The following is a 16,935-nucleotide window of genomic DNA, read 5'->3' as shown; positions in this document are numbered from 1 at the left end:
AGGACGCTCCCCCAACTCCGGCGGCGACTACGGCCTCCTGCCCTACCGCCCCGGAATCCTCACCCTCCAACGCTGACAACACACAGATCCGGCTCAACACGCCTGATGGTCGCGGTTGAGGACGCTCGCCGACACGGATGAGCGCTGGCACGCCCCGCGAGCGGATCGGGCGGAGCTGGAACGGGCGGGCTCGGTGTGTACCGAGCCCGCCCGGTCGTTGTTAGCGTGGGTTGAGAAGGCCATGGCCGGACGCCGCCTGGGACGCGGCTCACTACAGGCGAGCCCCCTCAACCACGCACTTATGCACAGTTTGCGACGGCCACGGCGGGGAAGTCCTGCGGTGCGGCGGCGACCGTTGCCGGCAGGAGGGGATGCCGACGATGACGAACCACCCGTCCACCGCACCGTCCGCGAGGGCCGTGGATGTGCCGACGCGGTTGACCATCGGGGTGGAGGAGGAGTTCCTGCTGTTGGACCCGGAGACGGGAGAGAGCCTGCCGGTCGCGGACCGGGTGCTGATCGCGCTGCGCGGTACGGCCCGCAACCAGAGCCGGAAGGAGTTCCGGCACAGCATGGTGGAGATGGTCACTCCCGTCTGTGCCGATCTGGCCGATCTCCGGGCGAACCTGGTCGCCCTGCGGCGTGCGGCTGCGGAGGCCGCCCGGGCGGCGGGAGCGCAGCTCGTCGCGGTGGGCGCCACTCCGGTACGCGACTCGCACCGGACAGTGCCGGACGAAACTCGCTACCACGCGATGTCCCGTCGGTTCGGCCCGGTCGCACACGATCCCGCCGTCTGCGGCTGTCACGTACACGTGGGTCTGCCGGACCGGGAGTTGACGGTGCAGGTCTGCAACCACCTGCGGCCGTGGTTGCCGGTGGTGCAGGCGCTCACCGCCAACTCGCCGCTACACGACGGGGTGGACACCGGCCACGCGAGTTGGCGCTCCATGCAGCTCGAACGTTGGCCGAGCATCGGGCCGACGCCGTACTTCGCCTCCGCCGCCGAGTACGACGCGACGGTGGCGGAGCTGGTCGACGCGGGGATCATGCTCGACGCGGCGATGGTCTACTGGTACGCCCGACCGTCGGCCAGCTATCCCACGGTGGAGGTCCGGGTGGGGGACGTCTGCCCGGGGGTGGACGACACGGTGCTGGTCGCGGCCCTGGTACGAGCCCTGGTCGCCACCATGGTCGACCAGGTGCGCGCTGGCGTGCCGGCACCCCGGCTGCGTAACTGCCTGCTCGCGGCGGCACACTGGCGGGCCGCCCACGAAGGGCTGGACGGCCGACTGATCGACCTGCGCGGTGGCGGTGCGCGACCGGCCTGGGACCTCGTCGAGGACCTGTTCGCCCTGGTGACACCCGCGCTGGTCCGGCACGGGGACCTGCCGTACGTGCTGAAGCAGTTGGCCCGGCTGCGCCGAGACGGCACCGGCGCGGCCCGGCAGCGGCGGGTCATCGCGCGCACCGGTGGAGACGTACGCGTAGTCCTCGACCACCTCGCCGCCGAGACCACCGCCGGCTGAGCCCGGCGGTCAGCGGATACCGTGGGTCTGTAGCCAGAGTTCGAGCAGGCCCAGCTGCCACAACTTGTTGCTGCCCGCGGCGGCCTGTGCCTGTTCCGGGTCGGCGAGCAACTCGTCCACGTACGCCTGCTGGAACAGGCCCCGCTCCCGCGCCTGCGGCGTCCGCAGCGCCGCCACGACGAGGTCGCGGACCGGACCGTCGACGTTGCGCAGCGCGGGCACCGGGAAATAGCCCTTCGGCCGGTCGATCACCTCGGCGGGCAGCACCTCGCGGGCGACCTCCTTGAGTACGCCCTTGCCGCCCTGGGTGATCTTGTGTTCCGGCGGGCAGGCCGCGGCGAGGGCGACCAGGTCCTGGTCGAGGAACGGCGTACGCACCTCCAACCCCCACGCCATGCTCATGCTGTCCACCCGTTTGACCGGGTCGTCGGGCAGCATCAGATGGGTGTCCAGACGCAGCACCGCGTCCAGTGCGGTGTCCGCCCCCGGCGCGTTCAACTCGGCGACGAGCAGCTCCCGGCTGACGTCGGCGTCGACGGCATGTGCCGGCCCGACCACCCGGGACAGCTCGGCGTGGTCCCGATCGAAGAAGGCGGCGGCGAAGGTCCGCGCCGCGTCAGCCCGGGGCACCTCGGTCAGCGGGTGGTGGTAGCCGTACCCGGCGAACACCTCGTCGGCCCCCTGGCCGGACTGCGCCACCTTGACATGCGCCGCCACCTGTTCGGAGAGCAGGTGGAAGGCGACCACGTCGTGGCTGCCCATCGGCTCGGTCATCGCGTCGATCGTGCGGCGTACGGCTGGGACCAGGTCGTCGTTGGCGAGCCGGATCCGGACGTGGTCGGTGTCGTACGCACGGGCGACCAGATCCGAGTAGTGGAACTCGTCGCCCGTCTCGCCGTGCCGGCTGTCGAAGCCGATGCTGAAGGTGCGGAGGTGCTGCTGCCCGGCCTCGGCGAGCAGCGCCACGATCAGACTCGAATCGAGTCCTCCGGAGAGCAGCACACCGACCGGGACGTCGGCGACGAGCCGCCGTCGTACTGCGGTCCGCAGGGCGTCACCGATCGCGGCTCGCCAGTCCCGGGCGTCCCAGTCGGCGTGGGCGGGGTCGCGGACGTAGTCGGGCCGCCAGTAGACGCGGTCGCGGCTACCACCGTCGGCCTCGACGACCCGCACGGTCGCCGGCGGGAGTTTCCGGACGCCGCGCAGGATGGTCCGGGGCGCGGGCACGATCGAGTGCCACGACAGGTAATGGTGCAGCGCCACCGGGTCGACGCCGGTGTCCACGTCGCCCGCCTTGAGCAGGGCCGGCAGCGTCGAGGCGAACCGCAGCCGGCCCGGCGTCCCGGCGAGGTAGAGGGGCTTGATGCCGAGTCGGTCCCGGGCCAGCACGAGCCGACGACGGACGCGGTCGACCAGGCCCACGGCGAACATGCCGACCAGGTGGTCGACGAAGTCCTCACCCCACTGCGCGTACGCCACCAGGATCACCTCGGTGTCGCTGGTCGAGCGGAAGGTGTGCCCCGCCGCGCGTAGCTCCTCGCGCAGCTGCGGATAGTTGTAGACGCAGCCGTTGAAGACCAGCGCGAGGCCGAGATCCTCACGCACCATGGGCTGCCCGCCCGCCTCGGACAGGTCGATCACGGTCAACCGGCGGTGCCCGAGGGCCACCCAGTCGTCACTCCACAGACCCTCGCCGTCCGGGCCTCGGGACCGCATGGCCTCGGTCATCCGGGTCACCGCGGCTACGTCCGGGCTCGCGCCGTCGAACCTCGCCTCACCGCTGATGCCGCACATCACGTTCCGATGTCATGCTCGCCCCCACGTCCGTCCGGGTGTCCCGGCGGGCGTCGGCAGGTCGACTGGTCCTCCTCCCCGACCGTCGGGCCCGTGGGACGGCCGGCCTGCCTCGACGGTACGTGGCCGCCTGTGCCCGGCGGAGGGGATTGCGCGAGGGGAGGCGGCAGGTCCCTCGACCGGTGGATCAGAACCGGCGGGCAGGTCGAGCGGGTGCTGCGGCCGTGAACGCGGGCCGCAGGACCGTGGGTGGACAGCGCGCAGGGGGCGGCGCTGGTGCGCCACCCCCTGCGGGACGGGCTGTTACCGGGCGGTGCAGGAAAGGGTCGGTGCGCCGTTGGTGCCGTTCCAGGATCCGTTGAATCCGAAGGTGGCGGTGCCGTTGGCGCTCAGGGAACCGTTGTGGCTGACGTTCGAGGCGGTGACCGAGGATCCGCTCGAAGTGATCGTCGCGTTCCAGGAGTTGGTGATGCTCTGACCGTTGGGCCAGGTCCAGTTCACCGTCCAACCGGAGATGGCGGCGTTGCCGGCGCGGACGACGACCTCGCCACCGAAGCCACCGGGCCACTCGTTGGTCACGCGGTAGGTGGCGGTGCAGGCACCGTTACCCGGCGGGGGCGTGGTGGGCGGCGGGGGCGTGGTCGGCGGCGGCGTGGTCGGCGGAGGGTTGGAGGGCGGCGGCGTGGTCGGCGGCGGGTTGTTGTCGCCCCCGCCGAAGATCACGTCACTGCAGATGTAGTACGGCTGGTCGAGGTGCGACGCCTGCCAGATGGTGTAGACCACGTGACGCCCGGTGCGGTTGCCCGCGTTGACCTGAGCCTCGTAGAGCCCGGTGGTCGGGTACGAGCCGGTGCGGAGCACCAGGTCCAGGCTGTTCCAGGTGAGGGGCTGCGTGGTCGGGTCGAAGCCCTGCTTGGTGATGTAGATGAGCATGTAGTCGGCACCGTGCCGGGCACCGTCGGTGAGCGTCAGGGTGAAGTTGTTCGGCATCGGCTTGGCGGTCCAGGCGCCGACCGCGTCCAGCGAGGCGTACAGCCCGTTCTGGGTGCGGCCACCGCTGCACAGCTGCCCGTCCGGGATGACGGCCTGGTGGTTGCCGCCGACGTTCTCGCGGTACAGGCCGTTCCAGTTCCACATGGTGTTCGGGTTGGCCTGGAAAGCCTGCCAGCACATCGGGTCGCTCTGCGCCATCGCCGGGTTGAGGTGGTCACCGCCCCAGCGCTCATAGCAGCCGTAGTTGCGCGACGGCGGGTTCGTGACCGAACCGTGCGCCGAGGCCGGGCCAGGCTGGTTGACCACGACCATGGTGAACGCCGCAGCGAGGACTGCGGCTGCGCCGAGTCCCAGGCGACGTGCTGTTCGTGCGAGTTTCATCAATGCTCCAGTTGATCCGCCGACGCCGGTGTCACTTCCCGGGATGCCCAGTCCCGGGAGGAATGCGTCGATCGACATGACGATCTCAGGGCAGGCAGGTGACTGTGTTGCCTGCGGCGGCTCGGCGGCTCCCAAGCGCGATAGTACCCATCGTATCCACTCGTGTGAATCTTTTCCGGAAGGGGGGTCGGCTTTCCAGCCACCGGGGGTACGCCGAGCGGTCGGGTGGAGCCGCACGAAAGGTGAAACCCTGCGGTGGTCCGGATGCCGGGTTCGCCGTTCGTCATGTCGGTGCAACCACCGGACGAATCAACGGAAGGGCACTGACATGAAGTACCTGATGCTGGTCTGCACCGACCCGGAGCCGGACCCGGACCCGAGCAACCACCCCGACGTCGAGGTGTGGGTGGCGGAGCACGACGCGACCGGACGGCGTCTCCAGGGCGCCCAACTGGCACCGGCGTCGGCCGCCACCACGGTACGGGTCCGCAACAACCAACTGCTGGTCTCCGACGGGCCGTTCGCCGAGGTCAAAGAGATGATCGTCGGCTTCGACCTGCTGGAGTGCACCGATCTGGACGAGGCGATCGAGGTGGCCCGGTCGCATCCGATGGCCTGGGCCGGGCGGATCGAACTTCGCCCGTTCGCCGACTTCGAGCAGTGACCGATCCGGCCGCCGGGCCGGCGGTGCCGCAGGCGACCGGCGGCGATGACGCGGTGGCACGGCGGCCCGCCGAGAACGGGGGTCCGGCGGCCGGACGGGCCGCGGCGGCGCAAGCCGTCGCGGCCACCGCCGTCGAGGCGTACCCACGGATCGTGGCGACGCTGATCCGGATCACCGGTGACTGGACGCTGGCCGAGGACTGCACCCAGGAGGCCCTGGCCCGAGCGCTGGAACGCTGGCCGACCGACGGGGTGCCGGTCAACCCCGTCGGCTGGCTGATGACGGTTGCCCGTAACCGGCTCCTCGACGTGCTGCGGCGGGCCTCGGTCGAACGGCGCAAGCTGCGTGACGTGGCGGTGCTGGCGCTCACCGCCGCCACCGCGGAACCGGTGCCGGACGAGGAGGTGGTGGACGACCGGCTGCGGCTGATCTTCACGTGCTGCCATCCGGCCCTCGCACCACAGGCGCGGGTCGCGCTGACCCTCCGCACGATCTGCGCGGTGCCGACCGCCGACATCGCCCGCGCCTTCCTGGTCAGCGAGTCGACCATGACCCGCCGGTTGACCCGGGCCAAAGCGAAGATCGCCGACGCGGGCATTCCGTACCGGGTGCCGCGCGGCCGGGCCCTCACCGAGCGGCTGCCCGGGGTGCTGGGCGTGCTGTACCTGCTGTTCACCCAGGGGTACGACGCGGACGGGGAGCCGGCCTTCGCCGAAGAGGCGATCCGGTTGGCCCGGCTGCTGGTGCGGCTCATGCCGGAGCAGCAGGAGGCGCGGGCGTTGCTGGCGCTGTGCCTGTTGCAGCACTCTCGCCGTGCCGCCCGAAGGGACCTCGACGGCAACCTGATCCCGCTCGATCATCAGGATCGGAGCCGGTGGGACCATGCGGCGATCGCCGAGGCCGACCGGCTGCTCGCCGAGCTGACACAGCCCGGCCCGTACGCCTGGCAGGCCCGAATCGCGGCGTGCCACGCCACCGCGCCCAGCGCCGAGCAGACCGACTGGCGACGGATCGCCGACTGCTACGACCACCTCGTCCAGGCGCAGCCCACCCCGGTGATCGCGCTGAACCGGGCCGTCGCCCACGGGTACGCGTACGGTGCGGCGGCCGGACTGGCCCTGCTCGCCGAGGCACGCGCCGGTGGCGGGCTCGACGGCTATCCGTTGACCCTGGCGGTGGAGGCGGACCTCGTCGCCCGGCAGGGCGACCAGGAACGGGCAGCGGCGCTGTTCCGGGCGGCGGCGGACCGGGTGCCCGGCGAGGCCGAGCGCCGGGCGTTGCTGGAGCGGGCGCGTCGCGCCCGGCACGGGTAGCCGGACCGCTGTCCTGGTGCCGCCGGTCACCGTAGCCTGGCAGGATGTGGGCACCTGGGTGGCGGTTGGAGCCAGCAGCGACGACCTCTCCGCCCCCGTGCGCTGGTTCCGCGGCAACACCAGCCCGGTGTTCCTCGACGGCCGCAACGGCGGGGCCCGAGCCATCAACAATGCCGGCAGCGTCGCCGGTGAGGCATACGTGCCTGGTGAGGCACCCCGCGCCGCGCCTGCCCGCCGACGGGTGGTCAGGCGTCGCGGCTCAGCCGTACGCCGGCCGCCTCGGCATTGTCGAAGAGGTCGTTGACGAGCACCACGTCGCGGTCGGCGTTGGCCAGCAGGCTGGCGGCGAGGGCAGCCCGGTAGCCGGACGCGCAGTGCACCCAGACCGCGCCGGCCGGAACGTCGGCCATCCGGCGGGGCAGTTCGGGCAGCGGTACGTGCACGGCACCAGCGATGTGAGCGCCGCGCCACTCGTTGCCCAGCCGGACGTCGAGGACGGCCTGCGGGGCGGGCAGCCCGTCAGGCGGGTTACCGCGCTGCGCGGCGGCCAACGCCGGAAAGTCCGCGACGTGCAGCTTCCGCAGCTCGGTGGGCTGACCGGCCCACTGTCGGGGTGCGCCGGTCGCCTGGGCGGCGGGCCGGTCGATGCCGATCCGGACCAACTCGCGCTGGGCGTCGGCGATCTGCTCGGGAGTCTCGGCCAGCAGCGTGATCGGGGCACCCCAGTCGACCAGCCAGCCGAGCCAGGTCGACATCGGGCCGTCGAGGCCGAGGCTGATCGTTCCGGCCAGGTGTGCGACGGCGTACGCCTTGCGGTGTCGCAGGTCGACCACCCACTCCCCGGCGGCGATGCGTTCCCGCAACTGCGCGGCGTCGGCCCGCGCCACCGGAGTGAGATCCACCGGTGCCGGGCCGGCGGCGTTGACCGCCCCGGTGTGCGCGTAGTACGCCGGGTAGGCGTCCAGACCGGCCAGGGTCTCGGTGACGAACTCGGCCTCGGCCAGCCGGAACACCGGGTTGACCTGCTTCTCCCGGCCGATCGTCGAGTCCGGCGCGTCGGACTGGCCGGCCGAGCAGAAGCTGCCGAAGCCGTGGGTCGGCCACACCTGTGCCCCGTCGGGCAGCAGGTCGGCGAGTCGCCCTGCCGAGGTGTGTTGCCGTCGGGCCAACTCGTGCGCGTGCTCCGCACCGAGCAGATCGGTACGACCGGTGGTGCCGAACAGCAGCGACCCGCCGGTGCAGACCCCCAGCGGGGCCCAGCCGTCCTCGGTGGCCTCGTCGACCAGGTACGACAGGTGGTGATAGGTGTGACCCGGGGTGGCGACCGCTCTCAGTCGCAGCGTGTCCGACACCTCGATGACGTCGCCGTCGTCGACCGGCACCCGGTCGAAGTCGACCTCGTCGGCGGCGGCCATCAGGTGCCGCGCCCCGGTCAGCCGGGCCAACTCGACTCCGCCGGATACGTAGTCGTTGTGCAGGTGTGTCTCGACCACATGGGTGATCCGTACGTCGGCCGCACCCGCCCGGTACAGCACCCGGTCGACGTCCCGCTGCGGATCCACCACCACCGCGAAGCGGCCGTCGTCGACCAGGTAGCTGCGGTCGCCGAGGGACGACGTCGTGATGACCGACACCTGCACCGCCATGCCCCGCTCCTCGATAGGTCGTCTCCAGCCTGGTTACCCAGTCGAGGTGCGCAGATGCCGCCCGATCGGGTGCCGGTGCGCGCCTCACCCGGTCGGGCGGGACCGCGGGGCAGACGGTGGCCGGTCCGCGATCGGATCGCTCCGATCGCGGACCGGCTTTGTCACCTACCGGTCACAGGCGTGCGCACTGGCCCGAGGCCGGGCCGCGCACTGTGTTCGCCCGACCCTCGTTGACCGGGGCCGGGGTGTTGCCCGAGCAGGCCAACGGCCCGCTGACGGTGTTCGCCGCGACGACCACCGGCTGGCTGCCGGAGTTGCCCGTCACGCTCACCGGGCCACTGACAGTGACCTCGTCGACCCGTACGCCACCGAGGTTGGACACCAGCGACAGCGGCCCGTTGATCCGGGCCTTGCTGATCTTCAGGTCGCCGGTGGTGCCCGCCACCGTGACCGGTCCGGAGATCTTCGTGCCGGACACCTCGAACAGCGCCGGTCGGGTGGCGGACACCGGACCGTTGATGGTGCCGCCGGTGACCCGCAGCGAAGCACCTGCGGCGATCGACACCGGGCCCGCGATGGTCGCCTCGTCCACGCAGGTCAGGCCGGTGGTCACGATCAGCGGCTTGGAGTACTTCCCGGTGATCGTGGTGGTGCACTCCGGCCCGCCCTGGCCGACCGACGAACGCGGCCCGGTGTCCGGGGTCACCGGCGAGTTGGCGGCGAGGTAGCTCACCAGCATGGTGAGGTCGTTGTCGCCGGTGGTCACCGGGTTGGTGCCACCACCGAGGGCGGTGAAGTTGTCCCCGCCGGCGGCGAGGAACGAGTTCACCGTGACCCGGTAACTGCCCGCCGGGTCGATCGGCGTGCCGTTCAGCGTGATCGAGGTGATCCGCGAGCCCTGGGGGGCCTGCGGGTCGTAGGTGTAGTTGAAGCCCTTCGACACACCGAGCCAGAGCACCGGGCGGGACGCGCCCTCCGGCTGCCACTGCTGCTCCAGCGTCTGCTTGATCTCGGCGCCGGTGTAGGTCTTCGTGACCACGTCGTTGGCGAACGGCTGGACGGCGAACGCCTCGGAGTAGGTCACCGTGCCGTCGTCGCCGTACAGCAGGTCGGCCCGCAGACCGCCCGGGTTCATGAACGCGATCTGCGCTCCACCCCGGCCTTCGTCACGGGTACCGGCGAGCTGCACGTCGGCGATGAAGTTGCCCAGCGGCGACTCCTTGCCCCGGTCCTCGTTGCCGTCGGTGTAGGCCCGCTTGATGTCGGCGGTGATCTCACCGAGCTTGCGCTGACCCAGCTCCTCGGCCCGGATTTTCGCGTCGGCCACGATCTGCGCCACGGCCGCGTCCTGCGGCGCGCCCACGACATCCACCAGGGACGCGTCGGCAGAGGTGACCGAGCCGGTCTCCGGGTCGAAGGTCAGCGTGACCTTGCCCAGACGCTTGCCGTAGTCCTCGGCCTGGACGATCGGCCGCAGCTTGTCGGTGCCGGGGACCGGCACCTCGAAGGCGTACGGCTGGTGGGTGTGCCCGCTGAAGATGACGTCGATGGTGGCGTCGACCCGGGTGAACTCGCCGAAGACCGGGTCGCTCGCCAAGGCCTCGGCGGAGTCGATGTTCTCGGTCGCGGCACCCTCGTGGGCGAGCAGCACCACCACGTCGGCCTCGCCGTTGTCCGGGTTGCCGTCCTTGAGCTGGCCGGCGACCACGTTGGCCTCGGCGACCGGGTCGCGGAAGGTGAGCCCGGCGATGCCGTCCGGGCTGACCAGCGAGGCGGTCTGCTCGGTGACCACGCCGATGAAGCCGACGCGGACACCGCCGATGGTGTTCACCGAGTACGCCGGCAGTGCCCGGGTGTCGCCCCGGTACACGTTGGCACCCAGGTGCGGGAAGGCGGCCCGGTCGGTCACCCGCCCGGTCAGATCCGCCATGCCCTTGTCGAACTCGTGGTTACCCACTGCCGAGACGAGCAGGCCGGCCTGGTTCAACGCGTCGATCGTCGGGTTGTCGTCGTCGATCGCCGAGATGAAGGTGGAGGCACCGATGTTGTCACCGGCGGAGACGAACGCGGTGTTCGGGTTCTCCGCCCGCAGCTGATCGACCAACCCGGCGAGCTGGGCGGCGCCGCCGACCGGCTGACCGTCCACGGTGGCCGGGGACTCCAGCCGACCGTGGAAGTCGTTGATGCTCAGCAGTTGGAGGTCCACCGGGCCGGTGCCGGTCCCGGTGTCGATGCCCACCACCAGCGGGTTGTGGTCGCTGGCACGGTACGCGTCCGGTGCGAAGAAGGCGGCCAGGCCGTCGTACTGGAAGGCGTACGACTCGACCGCGTTGATCTGCCAGACGTCGACCCCGGTGACCCGCGCCGCCAGCGACGGCGAGGCCAGCGCGTGATCCAGGGAGCCCGACTCGCCGTTGAAGACGTAGCTGGTCTTCCCGGTGTCGTTGAGGTTGCGGTACTCCTTGCCGTAGAGGACCTGCATCGGGTCCTCGTGGGTGTACGCGTTGAAGTCACCCAGCAGCAGCACGTTGTCGGTCTTGCTGTCCGCCTTCACCTGGTCCACGAAGGCGGCCAGCGCGGTGGCCTGCCGGATCCGGTCGCCGTTCCAGCCGCCCTGACCGTCACCGGTGTCGGCGTTGTCGCCGGATCCGGCACCGCTCTTGGACTTGAAGTGGTTGGCCACCACGATGAAGTCCACCGAGCCGGCGGTGAACGTCTGCGCGATCGGCTCGCGGGCGTTGAACCACACCGTCTCGTCGTTCACCGACCGTGACGGGCCCTTGGGCTGTGCCTTGGCCGGCTTGAAGATGATCGCCGTGGTGATGAAGTCCTGCTGGGCCGCGCCGGGCAGTTCGGCCGGGGTGCGGACGTAGTCCCAGGTGCCCGCGCCATCCTTGCTGTTCAGGGCGGCGACCAGGCGCTTGAGCGCCTGCTGCGGGTCGGTGGTGTTGAACCGGACCGAGTTCTCGATCTCCTCCAGCGCCACCACGTCGGCGTTCAGCGCACTGATCGCCGAAACGATCTTCGCCTCCTGCTTGGCCAGCGCCGCCTCGTCGGCGGCACCTCGGGCGTCACCACCGAAGTGGACGAAGTAGTTCAGCACGTTGAAGCTGGCCACCCGCAGGTCACCGCCGACGTTGACGGGAGCGCCGGTACGCGGGTTGGTGGCCTTGAACGTGGTCCGGTCGGCCGGTGCGGTGTCCGCGTCGACCGGGCGGGTCGGTTGCAGACGCCACTCGTCGAAGCCGTACGACAGCACCGACGGGCCGAACGCCTCCACCGAGTCGCCGACCCGCAGTGGGCTGGTCGGCGAGAGGTAGGGCGGCAGCAGCCCGGCGGTGGCCAGGTTCGTCGTCTTACCGTCGTCCAGCAGCACGCGGCGCAGCTTGTTCTCGGTGGCCTGGGCCCGCGCGGCGTCCGAGCCGGGCCGGGCCACGTCGGTCGGCGTCCGGGCCGGCTGGTCACCGGCGGCGAGCACCACCTCGCCGTACCGGTTGGTGTTGTACACCTCGGAGACGGTGTACGCGCCGACCGGCGCCACCAGCATCGACTCGACCGACTCACGGGCGGCGTCGTCCAGCGGGAACTCGACCGGGACCGGTGCCGGCAGCGGTGCGCCCTGCGCACAGACCTGGACGTCGGTCCGGGCCCCGATGGTCAGCTGGGTGAGACCGTTGTACTCGTTCGCCGTCCCACTGACCCGTACCCGGTCACCGATCGCGACCGACGGGTGGTTGGCGGTGTTCGTGGTGAGGTACACGAAGATGCCGTCGGAGGCGGTTCCGGCGGCGACGGGGCGCTCCCCACCGCTGCCCGCCGTCTGCACGTACACACCGTTGTAGCCACCGGTGCGGTGGTCGGCGGTGACGATGCCCTCCACCGTCACCCGGCTGCCGGCGAGCGGGGTGGCGTCACCGCTGCCCTGCACCTGGGCGATGGTGTGGTCCACGGTCACGGTGCAGCCGGTCGGGTCCGGGTCCGGGTCCGGGTCCGACGCGGTGTTGCGTACCCCGAAGGTGTTCGGTGCCGGTGCCTGCCAGCTGCCCTCGATCCGCTGGACGGAGTGGCCCACCGGGGTCGACCCGGTCTCCTGCACGCCGATGTCGACACCGGTCAGGCCGTCCGCCGGTCCGCCGACCGCCGTGAAAGTGCCCTCGTAGGTCAGGAACTCGGCGACGTCCCCGTCGGGCGCGACGAGCGCGACGCCGTCGGGTGAGCCGTTCTGGATGCCGTCGGTCGGGTACGACTCGACGACCACCCCCGTCGCCGGCACCGCGCCGCTCAACGTCCGGGTGCTGTAGGCGGAGCCGTTGGCGCCGTTGTAGAGGACGATCCGCCAGCCGGTCAGGTCGTAGCCGACCGGCGCCTCGATCTCGATCGCCTCGCCGGTGTCGGTGCCGGCGTTGTCGTAGTGGATCTCACTGATGAACGGCGTCGTGGGCACCGGGTCCGCGAACGCGGTGGTGCCGCTGGAGAGGATGAGCGTGGTGGCGGTGACCAGTACGCCCGGGATTGTGAGTAGTCGGGAACTTCTTGTGCGCTGCATGTAAGCGGCCTCCGAAGGAGTAGACCGTCGGAGGATAAGCGGCCCCGGTGTCCGGTGGGGAGCCACCGGGTGTACCAATGCGGCAAAGACCGTGACCTGGGCCGTGGCGACTGCTCAGCCGCGCCTACCGGTGGCCGGGGAGCCTGGTCGGGGTGCCGGTTCCGGTCAGCCGCCCCGGGCGACCGGACCGATCAACTGGCGCTCGGTGCCGGTCATGCTGAGCATCACCCACTGCACCTTGCCCTTGGTGATCAGGCCGACCATCTCCGGATGCAACTGGGTGAACCAACTCTGCACGCTGGCCAGGCCGAGCGCGCTCGCGGCGGTGGCGGCCTCCGCCTCGGTGAGCCGCTGGAGGACCACGATGTCGCTGCGTACCAGCACCTCGACGTCCCAGCCGGCCAGGTCGTCGCGGACCACCAGGGTGGCCCGCCAGGGTGCGCTGAGGCTGGTGTCCGGCCCGGTCACCGGACCGGTGTCGATCACCACGAGCTGCGGTTCGGTCGGCGTGGCCGGCACCGGAGGAGCCACCCCGGGTGGCAGGAACGAGGCAATCTCCCGGCCGATGACGCAGCGCCGCAGGAAGGCGTCCCACTCCTGCTCCCGCGCGGTCTGGATGAACAGCCGGGCACCGAGCGCCAGGGACCGGAAGGCGAGCAGTTCGGCCGCGCGTACCCCGCCGGTCAGCATCAGTCGGGTGGGCTCGGCCCGGAACACCCGCAACCCCACCGGCTCCTGCTGCCGGTTGCGACCGACGACCAGCCCACCGCCGCCGGCGACCAGTTGGAGCCCGGCGACGGCCGCCCCGTCGGCTACGTGCAGACCCATCCGACTGCCGGGAAAGGCGACACCGTTCATCGTAGGAAGCCTCCCAACGGCAGGGTGGCGGCCACCCCGTAGGCGTGCTCGCCGTCGAGTCTCTGGAGCCGACCACCGTGCTCACGGATCGCCTGGTCGAGCGCACGGTCGGCGGTGGCCAGGGCGGCCGAGTCGGTGCCGATGAGCCGGAACGCCACCTCCACCAGGGCGTCGTCGTCACCCGGGCGGTCGTTCTCCCGGGCCACCGAGATGGACACCACGCCCGCTGCGGCAGGCAGACCGCGTAGCAGCGGGTCCAGTTCCCAGGCTCGGCTGGGCCAGTCGAGCAGTCGATGACAACTCTGCGGGACGCCCTGCACCGACCAGTGCCGCCAGGTCTCCCGGGCCAACGGCTGATCCGTGCCGACCGCGCCACCGGTGAGGTGGGTCAGTTGCGCGACCGTCGCGAGCACCTCGTCGCGATTGAGCAGGCGGGCGGTCGCCCGTTCCTGCCGCAACTGACGCCGGGTCCGCCGGATCGCCGCGGTGAGCGCCGGCCGCAGATCGCGGTCGGCGTGGAAATCGGGGGTACGCGGCGCATGGAGCACCACCCACGCCTGCCGGCTGGCCGGGACGCCTCCGTTGGTGAGTTCGCGGTACGCCCGGTCGACCGCCGCCGCCCGGGCACGGGGTGCCGGGGTCACCTGGATCAGCACCTGCACCGTCACGACGGGCGTCTTCGGGTCGGCCGCCGGCAGCAACGCCACCGGCGACGGCAGGGCCTGCGGCGCGCCCATGAGCAGCGCCCCCTCGGTCGGGTCGACCTCCAGCACGGCGCTGAGTCCACCCCGGTGGGTCAGCAGCACGGCGGGCTGGTCGTCGATCTCGACCTGATCCAGCTCGACCGTGCTCTCCAGTTGGCTCAACAGTTGCCAGGGGCCGTCGGAACCGCCGCCGTCGAGCCGTCGGCTCCGTCCCCGGTACGCCCACCACACCGCCAGCCACTGGTGCAGCCAACGGCCCCGGTGACGTACCACCGTCGGGGCGAGCACCAGCACCGCGACAGCGGCCACGGCGACCGTCACCGGCATGCCGTGCGGGGTGGCCGCCAGCACCGCCGCCGCACCGGCCTGCCAGGCCACGAGCTGGGCCACGTGGATCCCACCGACGCGCGGCTGCCGTCGGTGTGGGCGTACGACCGGGGTCGCCGCCGCCTCGGCCGCCGCGACCTCGGCGGCGGGCTGTCGCGCCGGGGTGGCCGTGGCCGGTGCCGCGACCCGGCTCTGCGCAGCTTGGGTGGGCGCGGCGACGGCGGCCGACGCCGTAGCGGCAGCGGCCTGACTGGTGTACGCGGTGCCGACGGTGGCCCGCCCCTGCCCGCGCTGGGCCGCCCAGTTGTGGCCCGGCCCGGTGCCGCCCAGCGTCGGGGCCGGTGGTGCACCCTGCTGCTGGGGCTGCGCCGGGCGCTGCTGTGGCGGCGGTGCCGCCGCACCCGGGTGATGCTGCCAACCCGGCGTGCCCGGCTGCGCCGCACCCGGATGCGTCACCGCACGTCCCTCCTCGACCGGCGCGGCACCGTCATCGCCCGATCGCGGCGCGCACGTCGTCCACGGTCACGGTCCGCAACTCGTCGAGGCTCGGGCGTTGGCCGGATTGCCGTAGCCGCTGCGCCTGCGCCTTGCGGACACCCTCGAAAAGCTTGCGTGCCTCCCGGGCGTTGCCGAAGTTCTGGTCCCGCTCGATGGTGCCGAAGTGCTCGCGGAGCACCTCGGAGACGCCGTCGGCGAGCAGGTACTCGTCGCCGCCGGCCATCCGTTCCACGATGACCACCAACTGCTCCGGGGAGTAGTTGCCGAACTCCACCGTCTTGGCGAATCGGGAGGCAAGACCGGGGTTGGCGTCGAGGAACTGCAACATCTCGCCGGTGTACCCGGCCGCGATCACCGCGATCTCGTCGCGGTGGTCCTCCATCAGCTTGACCAGCGTGTCGATGGCCTCTTGCCCGAAGTCGCCGCCGGTGCCCGACGATCGGGACAGGGTGTACGCCTCGTCGATGAAGAGCACGCCACCACGCGCCAGTTCGAACGCCGCAGCGGTCTTCTCGGCGGTGTGGCCGATGTACTGGCCGACCAGGTCACGTCGGGAGACCTCGCGGAAGGCGCCGCCGGGCAACGCGCCCAGGGCTGCCAGCAGGTCACCGTAGATGCGGGCGACGGTGGTCTTACCGGTGCCGGGAGCACCGGCGAAGATCAGGTGATGGCTGACCGCGCCGACGGGCAGACCGGCGCTGCGCCGCCACTCGTTGACCTGGATCTCGTCGATGAGGGCGCGGACCTCCTCCTTCACCGTCTCCAGACCGACCATCGCGGACAACTCGGCCAGCAACTTCTCCACCCGAGCGTCGTCCTGGCCGGCGGCGGCGCGGGCCGCGTCGGCGCCGAAGGCGGCCTTCCGGTTCACGGTGCCCTCGACGACCGTCGGTTCGGCACCCTCGGCGATCTCGATCGCCGGCAGGCCGGTGTTCTCCGTGGTGCATTCCTCGACCGAGCCACGACATCCCCGGCCGAAGGAGACCGCCGGGCCACGGGTGTCGCGGATCCGGCACCGGCGCAGCACCGGAGCACTCTGGTGCGCCACCGCCACGCCGGCCTGCCCGGTCTGGGAGATGTCGCAGGTCTCGATGGTGGGTCGGCCGTACTGGTAGATGTAGATGCCACGGTTGCCGCAGCGGGTGATCGTGCTGGTGCGGATGGTCGGGGCCGCACCGATCCGGACGATGATGCCGTCCTCGCTGAGGTCGCTGAACTCGCACCCTTCGACGCTGCCGTCGGAGTCCTCCACGACCAGGCCGTACCGACCGCCGGTCACCCGGCAGCGGCTGAGCGTGAACTCCGAACGACCAGCGACCTGGATCGCCGCGCCGAAGCCGGCGCTCAGCTCGCACCCGGTCATGGTCAGCCGTGCTCCGTCGGCCACCACGACCGGCGCGTCACCCGCCTTGAGGACGAGGTCGCGCAACTCCAACCGACCGGAGTTGCAGGACACCGTCGGGTACTGCCCGGCGGACGCGTCGATGGTGACCGTGCCCGGTCCCTGCGCGGCGACCACGCTGACGCCACGGTCGTTGACGAACAGTGCCTCGTGGTAGGTGCCGGGGCTGACCGAGACGACCGTGTCGTCACTGGCCACCGCCAGCGCCTCCCCGATGGAGGGGTAGGCACCGGGCTGATCCGGGGAGACGAGAAGGGTGCGCGTCATGGCTCCGGCTCTGGAT

At 71.4% G+C, this 16,935-nt stretch carries 10 protein-coding genes; 3 read left to right on the top strand and 7 right to left on the bottom strand.

The genetic code is table 11. The annotated features are described in order from the left end of the window. Window positions 1–380 precede the first annotated feature (380 nt). The gene (locus FF096_RS23550; RefSeq protein WP_155221746.1) at window positions 381–1,526 is read left to right on the top strand and encodes a glutamate--cysteine ligase; all 1,146 of its coding nucleotides are present in this window, start codon (window positions 381–383) and stop codon (window positions 1,524–1,526) included. A gap of 9 nt (window positions 1,527–1,535) precedes the next feature. Here the strand turns inward: FF096_RS23550 and FF096_RS23545 are convergent, their stop codons facing one another. Together FF096_RS23545 and FF096_RS23540 are read right to left on the bottom strand one after the other, a co-directional pair. Next, window positions 1,536–3,320 carry an N-acetylglutaminylglutamine amidotransferase gene (locus tag FF096_RS23545; RefSeq protein ID WP_155221745.1) on the bottom strand — a complete coding sequence of 595 codons (1,785 nt, stop codon included), beginning with the start codon at window positions 3,318–3,320 and terminating at the stop codon, window positions 1,536–1,538. Window positions 3,321–3,623: 303 nt separating this feature from the next. Then, window positions 3,624–4,694: a lytic polysaccharide monooxygenase gene (locus tag FF096_RS23540; RefSeq protein ID WP_155221744.1), complete on the bottom strand. Its 1,071-nt coding sequence runs from the start codon at window positions 4,692–4,694 to the stop codon at window positions 3,624–3,626. A 328-nt stretch (window positions 4,695–5,022) separates the two neighbouring features. Here FF096_RS23540 and FF096_RS23535 point away from each other — a divergent pair, with 328 nt between their 5' ends. Next, window positions 5,023–5,358 carry a YciI family protein gene (locus tag FF096_RS23535; protein WP_155221743.1) on the top strand — a complete coding sequence of 112 codons (336 nt, stop codon included), beginning with the start codon at window positions 5,023–5,025 and terminating at the stop codon, window positions 5,356–5,358. Between the two features lie 53 nt (window positions 5,359–5,411). Beyond that, on the top strand, window positions 5,412–6,671 hold the full coding sequence (locus FF096_RS23530) for an RNA polymerase sigma factor (RefSeq protein WP_375335382.1): 1,260 nt from the start codon (window positions 5,412–5,414) through the stop codon (window positions 6,669–6,671). A 245-nt stretch (window positions 6,672–6,916) separates the two neighbouring features. Here the strand turns inward: FF096_RS23530 and FF096_RS23525 are convergent, their stop codons facing one another. The 5 genes from FF096_RS23525 to FF096_RS23505 form a co-directional block, all read right to left on the bottom strand. Further along, on the bottom strand, window positions 6,917–8,317 hold the full coding sequence (locus tag FF096_RS23525; protein WP_155221742.1) for an MBL fold metallo-hydrolase: 1,401 nt from the start codon (window positions 8,315–8,317) through the stop codon (window positions 6,917–6,919). Between the two features lie 172 nt (window positions 8,318–8,489). Next, a complete protein-coding gene (locus FF096_RS23520) occupies window positions 8,490–12,863 on the bottom strand; it encodes an ExeM/NucH family extracellular endonuclease (RefSeq protein WP_230462893.1) in 4,374 nt (1,457 codons plus the stop codon). Window positions 12,864–13,028: 165 nt separating this feature from the next. After that, window positions 13,029–13,721: a hypothetical protein gene (locus tag FF096_RS23515; RefSeq protein WP_155221741.1), complete on the bottom strand. Its 693-nt coding sequence runs from the start codon at window positions 13,719–13,721 to the stop codon at window positions 13,029–13,031. Beyond that, window positions 13,718–15,208, bottom strand: a complete 1,491-nt coding sequence (gene eccE / locus FF096_RS23510) for a type VII secretion protein EccE (protein WP_155221740.1) — start codon at window positions 15,206–15,208, stop codon at window positions 13,718–13,720. Before eccE ends, FF096_RS23515 begins: the two co-directional genes overlap by 4 nt. Window positions 15,209–15,239: 31 nt before the next feature. Beyond that, a complete protein-coding gene (locus FF096_RS23505; RefSeq protein WP_155221739.1) occupies window positions 15,240–16,919 on the bottom strand; it encodes a right-handed parallel beta-helix repeat-containing protein in 1,680 nt (559 codons plus the stop codon). Window positions 16,920–16,935 lie beyond the last annotated feature (16 nt).

Source organism: Micromonospora sp. CP22 (genome assembly GCF_009712475.1).
Lineage (GTDB): Bacteria > Actinomycetota > Actinomycetes > Mycobacteriales > Micromonosporaceae > Micromonospora.
Note: the sequence above shows the minus strand (reverse complement) of the source record. Positions and strands in the feature narration are given on the sequence as shown.

Coding starts and splice junctions, on each gene's coding strand:
- FF096_RS23535 (WP_155221743.1), top strand. CDS start 5,023: ATGAAGTACCTGATGCTGGTCTGCACCGACCCGGAGCCGGACCCGGAC.
- FF096_RS23550 (WP_155221746.1), top strand. CDS start 381: ATGACGAACCACCCGTCCACCGCACCGTCCGCGAGGGCCGTGGATGTG.
- FF096_RS23520 (WP_230462893.1), bottom strand. CDS start 12,863: ATGCAGCGCACAAGAAGTTCCCGACTACTCACAATCCCGGGCGTACTG.
- FF096_RS23525 (WP_155221742.1), bottom strand. CDS start 8,317: ATGGCGGTGCAGGTGTCGGTCATCACGACGTCGTCCCTCGGCGACCGC.
- FF096_RS23540 (WP_155221744.1), bottom strand. CDS start 4,694: ATGAAACTCGCACGAACAGCACGTCGCCTGGGACTCGGCGCAGCCGCA.
- FF096_RS23505 (WP_155221739.1), bottom strand. CDS start 16,919: ATGACGCGCACCCTTCTCGTCTCCCCGGATCAGCCCGGTGCCTACCCC.
- FF096_RS23545 (WP_155221745.1), bottom strand. CDS start 3,320: ATGTGCGGCATCAGCGGTGAGGCGAGGTTCGACGGCGCGAGCCCGGAC.
- FF096_RS23515 (WP_155221741.1), bottom strand. CDS start 13,721: ATGAACGGTGTCGCCTTTCCCGGCAGTCGGATGGGTCTGCACGTAGCC.